The 13,999-nt window shown below is 45.7% G+C and carries 12 protein-coding genes; 6 read left to right on the plus strand and 6 right to left on the minus strand.

Annotation, left to right across the window (positions count from 1 at the left end; all coding sequences use genetic code 11):
* Positions 1-27: 27 nt before the first annotated feature.
* Positions 28-396 (minus strand): hypothetical protein, encoded by a 369-nt coding sequence (locus BUA17_RS23560; protein ID WP_063564603.1) that lies wholly within the window; start codon positions 394-396, stop codon positions 28-30.
* A 205-nt stretch (positions 397-601) separates the two neighbouring features.
* Positions 602-763 (minus strand): hypothetical protein, encoded by a 162-nt coding sequence (locus tag BUA17_RS31330; RefSeq protein ID WP_017690239.1) that lies wholly within the window; start codon positions 761-763, stop codon positions 602-604.
* 144 nt (positions 764-907) lie between these two features.
* On the opposite strand from BUA17_RS31330, the gene BUA17_RS23565 reads away from it, so the two are divergent.
* Positions 908-1,189: a hypothetical protein gene (locus tag BUA17_RS23565; protein WP_063564602.1), complete on the plus strand. Its 282-nt coding sequence runs from the start codon at positions 908-910 to the stop codon at positions 1,187-1,189.
* A 163-nt stretch (positions 1,190-1,352) separates the two neighbouring features.
* Positions 1,353-3,254 carry a sensor histidine kinase gene (locus BUA17_RS23570; protein WP_072735199.1) on the plus strand — a complete coding sequence of 634 codons (1,902 nt, stop codon included), beginning with the start codon at positions 1,353-1,355 and terminating at the stop codon, positions 3,252-3,254.
* A gap of 77 nt (positions 3,255-3,331) precedes the next feature.
* On the opposite strand, the gene BUA17_RS23575 is transcribed toward BUA17_RS23570, so the two are convergent.
* Both BUA17_RS23575 and BUA17_RS23580 read right to left on the minus strand, forming a co-directional pair.
* Positions 3,332-3,574: an NHLP leader peptide family RiPP precursor gene (locus BUA17_RS23575; RefSeq protein WP_090953016.1), complete on the minus strand. Its 243-nt coding sequence runs from the start codon at positions 3,572-3,574 to the stop codon at positions 3,332-3,334.
* A gap of 54 nt (positions 3,575-3,628) precedes the next feature.
* On the minus strand, positions 3,629-4,576 hold the full coding sequence (locus tag BUA17_RS23580) for a hypothetical protein (protein WP_063564600.1): 948 nt from the start codon (positions 4,574-4,576) through the stop codon (positions 3,629-3,631).
* 219 nt (positions 4,577-4,795) lie between these two features.
* Between BUA17_RS23580 and BUA17_RS23585 the strand changes: the two genes are divergently transcribed.
* On the plus strand, positions 4,796-5,530 hold the full coding sequence (locus BUA17_RS23585; RefSeq protein WP_072735200.1) for a hypothetical protein: 735 nt from the start codon (positions 4,796-4,798) through the stop codon (positions 5,528-5,530).
* Between the two features lie 50 nt (positions 5,531-5,580).
* Here BUA17_RS23585 and BUA17_RS23590 read toward each other — a convergent pair whose 3' ends face one another.
* Together BUA17_RS23590 and BUA17_RS23595 are read right to left on the minus strand one after the other, a co-directional pair.
* Positions 5,581-6,831, minus strand: a complete 1,251-nt coding sequence (locus tag BUA17_RS23590; RefSeq protein WP_072735201.1) for an acyltransferase — start codon at positions 6,829-6,831, stop codon at positions 5,581-5,583.
* A 162-nt stretch (positions 6,832-6,993) separates the two neighbouring features.
* Entirely contained in the window at positions 6,994-7,983 is a 990-nt protein-coding gene (locus tag BUA17_RS23595; RefSeq protein ID WP_072735202.1) for an LCP family protein, read from the minus strand.
* Positions 7,984-8,167: 184 nt separating this feature from the next.
* On the opposite strand from BUA17_RS23595, the gene BUA17_RS23600 reads away from it, so the two are divergent.
* From BUA17_RS23600 to BUA17_RS23610, 3 genes are all read left to right on the plus strand, one after another.
* Positions 8,168-8,719, plus strand: a complete 552-nt coding sequence (locus BUA17_RS23600; protein WP_063564596.1) for an undecaprenyl-diphosphatase — start codon at positions 8,168-8,170, stop codon at positions 8,717-8,719.
* 200 nt (positions 8,720-8,919) lie between these two features.
* Positions 8,920-10,656, plus strand: coding sequence for a methyl-accepting chemotaxis protein (locus tag BUA17_RS23605; protein ID WP_244552215.1), 1,737 nt, complete (start codon positions 8,920-8,922; stop codon positions 10,654-10,656).
* 330 nt (positions 10,657-10,986) lie between these two features.
* Positions 10,987-13,980 carry a glycoside hydrolase family 9 protein gene (locus BUA17_RS23610; protein WP_072735233.1) on the plus strand — a complete coding sequence of 998 codons (2,994 nt, stop codon included), beginning with the start codon at positions 10,987-10,989 and terminating at the stop codon, positions 13,978-13,980.
* The last annotated feature ends 19 nt before the right edge of the window (positions 13,981-13,999 follow it).

The following is a 13,999-nucleotide window of genomic DNA, read 5'->3' on the forward strand; positions in this document are numbered from 1 at the left end:
CTCCTAATTCAGGCTGTGACAAGAGGATTAGCGCCGTGGTGGAATATCGTTCTCCGGTTTCGCATCTGCCCCAGCGCCGTTTAGCAGGTCCGTCCCGTGAAGAGCGTTGGGGTCGGGTGCCGCAGGATCAACCGGACTATTCGGTTGAATAAGATCAGCATCAGGTACGGATTCGAGTGCAGGCTCCGCTGTCCGTGACTCCAATTCCGGTTCTTCCGTAGCCGCTACAAGGGGCGGATACACTGTATTATCAGTATCGATACGTTTTCCCGTAACTTCATCAAAAGTGTCTATGTCACCTTCAGGGACTTCGGTTTCCAGTGGAATATCACGGGATCTCTGATAACGGTCGTAGTAACGTTCACTCTCTTCATTGCTAATCGGTCTGTCTGACATAAGTAGCACTCCCTCTCAGTGGATTATATTTATTGGTTGTTTTTTTTGATTGTGCAGTTATCTTGAAAAGAAAGGTTCTTATTTCGTAGTTACCCAAAGGGCTAACGTTGTAATCTCGCACCCATTATGATTCCCTTGTGTTCCCAAAATATAAATATAAGCTGAAAGTGAATAATGTACGGATTACAGATTCAACGTATATGCTTTAAAATTTAGGAAATACATATTTGACCAGAAAGTACAGAAATCCAAAGAAAATAATGATATAAGCCGCATACTTGATAAACGTGGAAGCGACCATACTTGAATCCGATTTGTGTTGGACATCCTTATGTTCTACCTCTACCGTTCTGTGTGGCTCATTCATTTGAATCACTCCTCATTGGTAAGTGTTTGCTTTGAGGAACATTACACCCGGAAGGGACGATTGAATCGCAGAGATCAGTTTTACAGCTTTTCATCTTTGGCCTATGATATGATGAAACATGGATATATGAGGGAGGGATTCCAATTGGATTGGTTTACGCTGGGGAATATGATCACTCAAATCCGAATCGGGCAAAAAGCGTCTACGCCCGGGTTTTCCCGTACCGTTATTCGTCGTCCGGACGGGCTGTTCTGGGTAGGCGGGATATGGTCAGGACAGATTGTCCAGTTGCGGGACTATCTTTTCTCGGATATATGGACGATCTATGACGATGAGGAAACAGAGCAGTGGTTGGAATATCGTACGAAGATTGAACAGAAAGAGCGCGAAATGATTGAGAACCAGTTCGAAGATCTGCGCGGATAATGGAGAAAACACTCGCAATCTATCAAATAAATGGAAATAAAACTATAAATCTACTAAAATGTGAATTTTCATTTTCCTACAAGAAGGTGACACGTCAAACTGTGGCGAATGATAAATGAGAGAACTTGGGGATAGAGAAAATAAGAACTTTGAGGTGCTGTGAATGAAAAATGTGCCCAAAGCTATCATCATCTTATGGATAAGTATGTTGAATATTCTCTGCTTGCCGCATGATTCCGTCTCAGCGACTGCAGGAGAAGTTGACAAACCTGTATCCATTACGGGATGGGAAGTAAAATGGGGGAACGTACACGATAAGGGATTCATCAGTGAGGTTCAAGGTACGGAGGAGATCTGGGAGAAGCAAGGTGCTGAAAAGCTGGAATACAGCAGCGTAGAAGCTCCTTCGGGTTCCATGTGGACTCGTGTGACCATTCCTAAAATAAACGAAGATAGCTCAGCAATCCGTTTTGAGAATATTAAAGGGAACCACATTGTAATCTACTTGGACGATCGTAGGGTATATGAGAATTATCATTACAATTATGATAACAACGCTGTGTTGTTACCCTTATCAAGTGAGAATTCAGGTGGAAAACTTTACGTATGGTCAGAGAATGAAAAAGGCAGACTTGGCATCTACGGAACGGTTCAGGTTGGGCCTTATGCTACATTACAGGAAAAGTACATTCACAATGGACTGCTTGATGTGATATTGGGAGCGACCTTTGTGTTCACGGCTCTAACGATGCTGAGTTGCACTTTTTTCCTGGGCAAATTCCATAAAGGGTTGTGGATTTCGCTATGTATCGTGATGGGTTCAATCGGAACGATGATTATCACCTATTCACAGTTTTTATATACGTTCTACCAGGTTTACGGTAATCTGTATTCCGTATTGTTTGACCTGGCTATGCTGATGGGCATGCCTGCACTCTGTTATTTTTTTGAACAAATTATCGGACCAGGTCGTTATGGCATCTTTACCAAACTAAGAAAATTCCAATTCATCTATTCTGTAGTTGCTGTGGCTGCTCTGATGATTGATTTTATTTCAGGCGGTCAATGGGACATGCTCTATAGTTTGTTGGTTCAGAACGTGATTGGATTCGTTCTCGTAATCCTGTTGAGCATCTTAATGATCGGCACCATCTCCAAAGCGCTTCAACGGAGCCGGGAAGCTCTTTTGCTTGCTACGGGATTCGGCACATTTGCCTTAATCAGTGTTGCTGAACTACTGTGGTATTACCAGCGTAATGGAACATATCATCTGATATGGTGGAAATGGTCCATGGTTGCTTTTATTATCTCACTTATTGCCATACTGGGAAGCCGATTTGCTGAAAAACATACCAAAGTGCTTGAATACTCGAAAGAGTTGGAATTGTTCAATAATGAATTGCAGCGATCCGAGAAAATGGAAATCATTAGTGAACTGGCGGCGTCAGTTGCTCATGAGGTTCGTAATCCGTTGCAGGTGACACGAGGTTTCCTTCAGCTCATGACAGAGCAGGAAGACAACAAAAACAAGGGATATGTGCGGATTGCTTTGGAGGAGCTTGATCGGGCTTCCGGCATTATTACCGACTTCCTAACGTTTGCCAAACCGGAGTTCGATCATATTGTCTCTCTCAATATCGCGGATGAATTTAATCATATTGAAGGTATTCTTGTACCGATGGCTAATCTGGAAGGCGGTAAAATAACAACTGACATTCCGCCAGATCTATGGATTAGAGGGAACTCTTCCAAGTTCAAACAGGCTTTTATTAATATTATTAAGAATAGTATAGAAGCGCTGCAAGGACAGGGTCAGATTGATATTTGGGCCTATGCTCAGGATGGGGTTATCAAGGTACATGTTAGGGATAATGGTGAGGGCATGGATGAGGAAGCGCTGGTCCGGCTTGGGGAGCCTTATTTCTCGAACAAAATTAAGGGGACAGGCCTTGGCATGATGGTGACCTTCCGAATCGTTGAAGCCATGCATGGGCAGATCAGTTTTACAAGCACAAAAGGGGTAGGAACAGAAGCCGTTGTATCTTTTGCCGCGTTCGTCGAATGACGAGCGGTAGAAGTGTACGATGGCTTTTTTGTTCGCTACCCCTTGTGCCGTTCAATTACATATTCAATCTAATCCGTTTAGCTTCTCCACGGTCCGCAATTTACGTCATAATCCACTTTGGCTGGATTGGGAGGAATTACGAGAACGTAGTCGTTCTGTTGTTCTTCAACGGTACGGACTTGAATGTGTTCAGGAATATCAATGCCAAATGCTTCGCGAAGCGCTTGCTTTGGGTTGGAGTGCAGTTGTTGTCTGAAGTGCTCATCGGTCCAGGCCTTTTCAATAATATCCTCGTGCAACGTTTTCTCTGATACCATCATCGTCAACATTCCCTTCATATTTAAAATTCAACTGTACCAGCTCTTCTTTTGTGGTTAGGACAAATGTTGTTTCTCGCTGATCCAGTAATGAAACCCGCCTTGAAGAAGCACTTTTTTGTGTTGTTCAATGTCCTGAACAGTTTGTCCCAGAATGCCGCATAAGTAAGAATTAAACGCTTCGAGATGCGAAATTCCCGAGTTAGAAGATGTTAGTCTGATGTTATATTGCTGAGCAATGTCTACATAGGAGTTCATCAATTGAGTATTGTATACATTATCATGTACACATTCGCTTACAGGATGAGCCGGGTAATTATGTTCCAGTGCTGCGGATATGTGGGAGAGGAAGCTGTTGTAATTTCCATGCACAGCATCTTGTTTGGTGTCTGTGAAGTCATCTGTCATCTGGAGAGTCATCAGTGCAATGTTGACGGCAGAACATACCGGAGTGATACGATGCTCCTGTTCCAAAAGAAGCAGTGAGCCAGCAGCTCCAAGCAGAAGTGGGGCAGCTTTTTGGGCGATTAATAGCGGGCTTCTCTTGAAATAATCGATGGAGTTCTCACCGGTGACGCTCATGGCCCAATCCTCCACATACTGTCTGAAATACGTCCAGAACGGGGAAGAAAGGCTGAATAGCTCTGAATAGGCACAGATCGCATCCACGTAGTAAAGATTACCCAGTGATAATTTCAGTGTCACATCTTCTGGCTGTTCGTCCATAACTTCATCCTGATTCAGAAAATATAGCATATGCAGGAGACAAGCAGTACTCAGTTTGTGTGCCTTCTCTGGAGGTAGACCATCCGAGAGTTGCATCCACAATGGAATAATGTAGCCAATGTAACTGTGACCCGAATCTCGTAACAAAGGATTGACCAAATGAAGTTGTTCTAGTGCATGTTCTGACATTGGTTCAGGATATTTCTGTACCAGCTGCTCTGCTGCAGCGAACACCACCTCCACATCGGATCTAAACGGATCAAACCATTCTCTCCGCATCGTTTGGTTACGCCCTTCCCAAAATAAAGTAATAAGGACTATTCGACTAGATCATGAAGTTACTTTCAGTATACCGGAAATGAATTGAAAAAAATAGGAGGTTTTGTGATGAATTGTGAAAAAAACAATGACATTTTGTATTTTTATGGCATAAAAAAGCGGAAGTTAGGCTCAAACTAAGAGAGCACAGGATTTTGACATATGAAAGGAAGAAGAGAAATGAAATACAGATGGAAAAAATGGATGGCAGCCGGACTGGCAGCCGTATTTATAACAGCATCAACCGGCTATACGGCATCCGCTGATCCAAATGGATCTGTTGAGGATCATGTGGCGACACCATCTTCCTTCTCAAACCAGACCAAGCCATGCATGCAAGCAGGTCATGGCCTGTTTATGATTGGAGAAACCGCGGACCTCCTCGGTATTGGGCTCCGTGATTTAAAGGAACAGATGGAGCTTGGCAAAACGTTGACTCAGATTGCCAAGGAACGCAAGGGACTTAGTGAAAATCAATTGTTGGAGAAGCTGAAGCCTTCGCTCTCTCAGCGATTGGATAAAGCAGCCGAAGAAGGCTGTCTCACGAAAGAGCAGGCAGCAGCAGCCAAAGCAGGAATGGATACCAAGCTGAAGAAGGTAATTAACACACCACTGCGGGAATTAAGACGAGAGTTCGCTCACCATGGCAACAGACGTCCGATGATGGACAAGGGGGCTATTGCACGCTTTATCGGCATCACCCCGGAGCAACTCCATCAGCAGCTTCAAAGCGGGAAATCACTGGCTGAGATTGCTCAGGCAAAAGGCATCAGTGAAACGCAACTGGTAGACAAGCTGAAGGAGCAGTTGACGGGTGACCTGAAAAGGTTCGTTAATCAGAAGGGCATTGCACATCAAGCTCCTGGTCCTCACGAACCTGTACCCGGTCGATCCGCTTCCACAGAAGTGAAGTGACAAAGAGCGTCTTCCACGAAGGGAGACGCTTTTTCAATATTCAACTAGAATTAGCTGGTTTCCGGACTGCGGTTTGCGCTAGCTGACGGATTGCGCTCCGGTGAACTTGTTCTGCTCGCAGAAATAGTATCATGCAAACGGGGACTTAGGCGTTTCTTCCGTTGTAATCCTATGGTGAAGCGAGAACCAGGAAGTTGGGAAAGTCCCCAACTGATTGCAAGGGACGTTGCTACGGTGACAAGAAACGAAAGCAATGTTATCGGTAGATGCCATCCGGTTAGTGTAAGTGGCCGGGTAATATACGCAATGCAATAGATAACCAGTGCATGAACCAGATAGCCACCAAAGGAATATCGGCCAATCCACGTCAGGAGACGCTGAAATGGTGAATCTTTGCCTCGCAGCAGTACAAGGAACCCATAGAACATGAACATCTGAGCCATGATGATGATGAATGTCGTGGGCTTCAGATAGGTTGAGATATTCAGATTAACGACATCGCTTGATCCCCGCAGCACATCATATCCAAGCCAGATGTACATGCCGATAAACAGACAGACCATCCAGGGCAATACCTTTGCAGTCCAACTTCTCCAACTATCCACTGACCAGGCACAGACTGCCCCCAGCAAAAAGTAAAACCAGTACATAACCCATGAATAAGAGCGATATTGCAGCAAACCCGACCAGGGTTGGGGTAAGGAAGCTGTCCACCCGCCCATATCGTAGTAGGACCATTTCATAAGTAAAGTGTATAATGCCATCCCAATGAGAATCAGCGTGATGACGGATTGCATCGGGGTGAAGCGTGTAACTTTTTCAATACGTTTCTGAATGAACTTGGCTCCCGCAAGAAACAGGGGAAACAGAATATAGAACTGAAACACCATAATCACAAACCACAGATGATATCCCGTCTGGGGGAGGAATAGTTCACGAACAAAACTCCGGAAGTCTGGCATACCCGAAATCCAGAACTCAGGGGTGAATATCCGGACAAATAACCAATAGATGAACGTCCATACCACAAAGGGCACATAGATATCTCCAAACCGCTTACGGATAAACTTGGGGTAATCCGGTTTGGTATGACTATGATGATAGAACAGCATTACACCGGACAGAAAGACGAATGTCGGTGTGCCAAAACGAGTCAGATGATAAATCATGGTCAGCATGATGGAATCAGGTTGTTCAATATCAGCGCGATATATATATTCTGCAATGTTATGCTGCATCACAATAGCGAGAAATGCAAGGGCGCGCAGTTGAGTCCATTCCACGATTCGCGGTTTATTCACGTGTATTCCTCCTTCGTGTAACCGGAATTCATCATTTAAGGGTACCTGTTAAACATTAAGACTGCATTAAATGGGGGAAATAGGTACAAAAAAAAGATGGCAGCAGCCATCTTTTAGTCGAAGTATCTTTGCGATACCTGCCTCATTTTGTTTCCATTCCATTTAGTTTAAGTCTTGTAATTTTGTTGATTCATCCTCTGAAGATTTCGCATCTTCCTCAAACAAATTCTGAATGTATGCTTGGAGTTTCGGTTTATTCACACCGAGTACTTGGGCAGAACCTGCAAGTTCATTAGTAAGCAACTTGTTAGGAGGGATCTGCTGTTTATCGATTTCATTTACGTTAATATCGAATCCGAGCGAAGCTAATTTTAACATCTGTGTTGGACTGAGGTCTGTCTCGATATATGGAGCGACAGCTTCCAATATTTCAGGAATCTTGAAGAGTGACGTAGTGCTTTGCATCTTCTTAGCCAGCTCAGTCATGAAAATCCGCTGCCGTTCGGTACGCGTAAAGTCTGATGTGGCATCATGCCGGAATCGCACATATTGAAGGGCGGTCTTACCGTCCATATGCTGAAGTCCTTTTTTGAGATCAATATCGTACATATGTTTATCTGCTTTGCTGGTATAATACATGTCTTTCTCCACATCAATATCGATCCCGTCTACAGCATCAACCAGCGCCATGAATCCTATAAAATCGGTATACACGTAGTGCTGGATAGGGATGCCGAGCAAGTCACCGACCGTTTGTTTGGTTAATTCCGCTCCGCCGTAGGAGAAGGCCGCGTTGAGTCTGCTCTTTCCGTGTCCCGGAATATCAACATATGTATCACGCAGAACAGAGAAGAGATGGGCTTTCTTGGATACCGGATCAATGGAAGCGACCATGACCGAATCTGAACGGCCAGCATCATCCCCCCTGGTGTCACCTCCAAGCAGCAAAATGTTAACTCGTTCCTTCCCTTCCCATTTAGGAACAGGGGTGGTTGGATTGTCCGTATTTTGGTTTGTTTCAGAAGTGGAAGTCTCGGAAGCGGTTGAGATGCTATTGGCAAAATGAACGATCGAGTATCCGTAATATACAATGACACCGGTTATGGCAAGTGCCAGGGTTAGGGATGTCCCCCATAACCATTTCTTAAGCATAATCTTCACCTTTCTATGAATGAACTATTATGTAACCCAAACTAGTTTAACAAAAAGTAAGAGAAATGTCCTCTTTGATTTCGAAAGTTCGGTTACTAGGCGACATATTTGACAAATAGTTAGTGTATATTTATTATGTAAAAAATAATCGTGTTTTGTGTAATGGAGGTATTAAACGACTGTTATGAATCAATCTGTATTTAATTGGATTAACCAGTTTGCAGACCGAATTCCGTTTCTGGACTGGTTTATGATTACATCAGCTGAATATGCGGTTTGGGTTATGATAGGGCTTCTTGTGATTGTGTGGTTTCTTGGCAATCCGTCGAAGCAACGAATTGTGTTTTATGCGTGTGTAGCTTCGATCGTAGCACTTGTTTTGGCAAAATGGGGAATTTCACCTGTGGTAGGTCATCCAAGGCCGTTCATGGAAGGCACGGTGCATCAACTGGTTCCGCATGTACCAGATCCATCATTTCCAAGTAAACATGCTTCCTTTGTATTCGCGCTCGCTGCAGCTTCGTTTTTTATCGGGCGTCGCTTCGGTATGTGGATGCTGTTACTTGCTGTGCTGACAGGAGTGTCGCGTGTCTATGTAGGTGTACATTATCCTGGAGATATTCTGGGCGGATTCATTCTAGGTAGCCTGGTCAGTGTGATCTTGATCGCTACGCGTAATTATACCAAGTCGATTCCCGATTTCTTCATTAACATTCATCGGCGGATTTTCCGTTAGAAACAGTTGAATATAATAGGGATCAGAAGAGAAGTATCGGATACGAGAGCCTTAAGTTTTTGGTGAGCCAAAGACTTAAGGCTTTTTTGTGTTTATTTCGAAGTTAACTGAAATTTACAAAAATTGAATTCAGATATCTACAATTCATGACGATACGTGTCGATATACTATAAATATGTACTAGTTGAGGAGTGGGGAACATGAAAGATACGCGGGGAAACGTGAAGGGGAAATTGAGATTAACAATTCGAATGAAATTACTGACTGGATTTCTAATGGTAGTGGCTTTACTGGCTTTTGTAAGCATTTATGCGTTAACCCAAATTCATGATATGTCCAAAAAGGCCGATGAAATCGATAAGATGTGGATGCCCAGTGTGAGCCTGCTTGGGATGATGAATGGTGATATTTCGGACGTCGAGCGGCTTGCTCTTGCCGTAATTGTCGAAACAAATCCAACTGAAATCACCAAGATGAATGAAGTGTTGGAACAGCTCCAAGCCAAGATTGCGATTGAGCGCAAGGAACTGGTTTCACTCATCTCAGACAATACCGAAGCAGTGGCAATGTACAATACATTTAGCACGAACTATGAGGCGTATTTGGCGAAAATGCCGGAATTTATGAAATTGGGCATGGCTAACAATTACGAAGAAGCCAGCAGATTGCATTCAGAGGCCTATCCGTTTTGGTATACAGCGAATGATACCATTGCCCAATTAATCACGATGGGGAACTCACTGTCGGATGCAGCAACGAATACATCGGTTGAGTCTGCTGAACAAGCATTTAATATTATATTGGGAGTCACTATTGTTGCTTTCCTGGTGGCCATGTTTATTGCCTTCTTCATTGCAAGCATCATCTCACGTCCAATTCAGAAGATGAATGCAGCAGCGATGTTGATTGCAGGTGGGGATCTGACGAGTGAGAAGATCGTGCTCAAGAACAAGGATGAGCTGGGAACGCTGGCCGATTCCTTCAATGTGATGACAGGCAACCTGCGGGAGATGATTCAATCCGTGTCGATGACATCCGAACAGGTAGCCGCTTCCTCCGAAGAACTTCTCGCGAGTGCTGAGCAGAATACAAGGGCATCGGAACAGATTTCCGAAACGGTTGAGGAATTGGCCGTTGGTACATCGGATCAAGTAGATATGGTGAAACGTTCTTCACAGGCGATGAGTGAGATGGCTCTTGGTTCGGAACAAATCGCTGAGCTTGCTCAAAGTGTATCCGTATCTGCTGTTGATGCAGCGAATCAGTCTGCTGAAGGAAATATGATTATTCAGCAGGCTGTTGAACAGATGGGATCTGTTCGCAATTCCATTGCATCAATGACAGAACTGGTTACAGGGCTGGGAGAACGTTCCGCAGAGATAGGTACGATTACCGAGGTTATCAACAATATTGCCCGTCAAACCAACCTTCTTGCATTAAATGCAGCGATTGAAGCGGCACGTGCAGGTGAGCACGGACGTGGCTTCGCAGTCGTAGCCGGAGAAGTGCGAAAGCTCGCAGAGGAGTCTTCTACATCTGCACAACGGATTACGGATCTTGTCCAATTGATTCAGAAGGATACAGATCATGCCGTGCAGGCTGTGAAAGTGAACAGCAATGAAACGGAAGCCGGAATTGAGATTGTAACAGCGGCTGGACAAGCCTTTGAACAAATTTCGAATGTAGTGAACAAGGTTGCTGGTGAAATCCAGGAAGTATCGGCAGGTTCGGAGGAAATGTCAGCAAGTACGAATGAAGTTGTAGGGTATGTGGATCAGATCTCTAACATTGCGGGAGAAGCAGCAGGCGGGGTACATAATGTATCTGCCGCAACCCAGCAGCAGCTGGCTTCGATGGAAGAGATCGCTTCCTCCGCAGGTTCTTTGTCCAAAATGGCTGAAGAGTTGCAGGAGCAAATCAACAAATTCAGAGTGTAAACGATCCAAAAGTAGGGTGTTCAGACTGGATAGTACCATGGATCATCATGCAACCTGTAGCACGGGTTATTCAAAATATCAGGACTGTTTCTCATATTGCGTTCAAGCGATATGAGGGGCAGTCTTTTTTGTCATATCACTACCCAAACATGTCACAACAATGTTATTTCAGAAGTCACCAGCGCTGATATTGCAACTGGAGCAAAAGGATATAATGGTAATTAATGGTGGAAATACATGGAGTCACACCATAGAAAGGAGCGGGTCATTACATCAGTGTAATTGGAAAATTACGAGACGACTATTGCAAAAGGAGATGAATGGTTGAAGATGAAGGGAAGCTGGTGGAGACGAATCGCTATCCTCGCGTTATCGGTAGGGCTACTGGCAGGAAGTACATCCATACAGGCATGGAGTGGTAAGGCAGATGCGGCTGCCGGAAATCATAACTATGCGGAGGCATTACAAAAGGCGGTTTATTTCTATGAAACACAGCGTTCAGGGAATTTGCCCGAAGACAATCGGGTGGAATGGCGTGGTGATTCCGGATTAAATGACGGAGCGGATGTTGGGGTTGATTTGACCGGAGGGTGGTACGATGCTGGAGATCATGTGAAATTTGGTCTGCCGATGGCCTATTCGGCTACGATGTTAGCTTGGTCTGTTGTGGAATACCGTGAGGGATACGAGCAGGCAGGGCAACTGGAGCAGATTAAGGATAACTTGAGATGGGCCACAGACTATTTTGTGAAAGCGCATACGAAACCAAATGAATTATGGGGACAGGTCGGAGCGGGCAATACAGACCATGCCTGGTGGGGACCGGCTGAAGTGATGCAGATGAACCGTCCTGCTTATAAGATCGATGCATCCTGTCCGGGAAGTGAACTTGCGGGAGAAACTGCAGCGGCACTCGCTTCTTCATCCATTGTGTTTCGGGACAGTGACCCGGCTTATGCCAACAAACTACTTCAACATGCCAAGGAACTGTACAGCTTCGCGGATACGTATCGAGGCAAATATTCGGATTGCATTACAGATGCCCAATCGTTCTACAATTCATGGACAGGTTACTATGATGAACTCGCCTGGGCTGCAACATGGTTATATATGGCGACAAATGATAGCGCTTACTTGTCCAAGGCGATTGCTACAGCGAATCTGTGGCAGGCAGATGGACAGAACGGGAACTGGGCCTATACTTGGACCCAAGGCTGGGATGACAAACACTACGGAGCCCAGATTCTGCTAGCTCGCATTACGTCGAGTCTGAACATGCCAGAAGCGACGCGGTTCATTCAATCCACAGAGCGCAATCTGGATTATTGGTCTGTAGGCACGAATGGACAAAGAATCAAGTATACACCGGGCGGGCTTGCCTGGCTTGATACATGGGGATCGCTCCGATATTCAGCAAATGCATCTTTTATTGCTTTTGTATACTCCGACTGGGTCAGTGATCCGGTGAAGAAAGCAAGGTATCAGGACTTTGCCGTCTCTCAAATGAACTACATTCTGGGGGATAATCCTCGCCAGAGCAGTTATGTGGTCGGTTATGGTCAGAATCCGCCTAAGCATCCTCATCACCGGACCTCTCACAGTTCATGGACGAACAATGAAAATACACCTTCAGAGCACCGTCACACGTTGTACGGAGCGATGGTTGGTGGACCGGATGCAACGGATGCCTATACCGATTCCATTGGCGACTATGTCAGCAATGAGGTGGCAACCGATTACAATGCAGGCTTTACAGGCGCGTTAGCCAAGATGAATCTGTTATTCGGCCAGAATGATCAGCCCATCGCGAATTTTCCGGCTCCGGAAGTGAAGACAGATGAGTTCTTTGTCGAAGCTGCCGTGAAGGCATCCGGTCCCAATTACACGGAAATCAAGGCTCAACTAAATAATCGTTCCGGCTGGCCTGCGCGGATGGGGGATAAGTTATCTTTTCGCTATTTTCTGGATCTAAGTGAAGTTTACGCTGCAGGATATACCGTATCTGATGTCAAGGTTACAACCGCATACGCCGAGGGTGCTACCGTATCCCAACCGGTTGTGGTTGATGTAGCGAAACGAATCTATGCTGTTACGGCGGACTTTACTGGAACCAAGATATATCCAGGCGGGGAAGGACATTATCGCAAAGAGGTCCAGTTCCGCATTACCGGCCCGCAAGGCGCCTGGAATGCGAATAATGATCATTCATTCCAGGGCTTGGGCACAGGTAATGTGGCGAAGAGCGTATATCTACCAGTCTACGATGCGGGAATACGGATATACGGTCAGGAACCTGGTGTTACACCGGTTGTCACTCCTGTTGCACCTTCTGGCGTGCAGGCTATATCAGGGAATGCTCAGGTCATCCTGAACTGGGTAGCATCACCTGGGGCAGAATCGTACACCGTGAAGCGTGCCGAGGTGAATGGGGGTCCATATACTTCTGTAGCGACAGATGTACATGGATTGACATACACGAATACGGGGCTTACGAACGGAAAGACCTATTATTATGTGGTGACGGCTGTTAATTCAGCCGGAGAATCGCCCGGGTCTGCACAAGCCTCTGCCACGCCGCAAGCTGGAACATCGTTGCCTGGCGAACTGACGTTAAGCGGTACGGCTGGCAACGCCCAGTCGATTCTGACCTGGACGGCAGCAACGGGAGCAGTGACTTATAAGGTACAGCGCTCCGTTGTGGGCGGCGCATATGCCGATGTGGCAACTGGATTGGCAGTGTTGAATTACATCGATGCAACAGCGGTAAATGGAACGACGTACAGTTATCGAATCGCCGCCGTGAATGCGAGCGGACAGACGTTGTCCAATATCGTGACGGTGACACCGAGTGCGCCTCCGGTAACGACGGGCACGCTTGAGGTGCAGTATCGTAATGGAGGGTCAGGTGCTTCCGGCAATGCGGTGACTCCGCAGTTTAATCTAAAAAACACAGGCACTCAGGCGATTGATCTGAGTACCGTGAAGCTCCGGTATTATTTTACCAAGGACGGTGCAGGGGATCTGACCTTCTGGTGTGATTATGCTCAGATCGGCACGGCTAATATTGAAGGCAAATTTGTCACGCTGACTCCGGCAACGGGCACAGCGGATACGTATCTGGAGATCAGCTTCAAATCCGGGGCTGGCAGTCTGGCTGCTGGAGCGGAGACGGGTGTGATTCAGGGGCGCTTTTCCAAGAACAATTGGAGCAATTTCGATCAGAGCACCGACTATTCCTATGATGCAACCAAGACTGCTTTTACCGCATGGAATCAAGTAACTGGGTTTCAGGGAGGTACGAAAGTCTGGGGCATTGAGCCGTAACCTAACAGGGAGTTCAACA

The sequence above is a fragment of the Paenibacillus sp. ov031 genome (assembly GCF_900143165.1).
Lineage (GTDB): Bacteria > Bacillota > Bacilli > Paenibacillales > Paenibacillaceae > Paenibacillus > Paenibacillus marchantiae.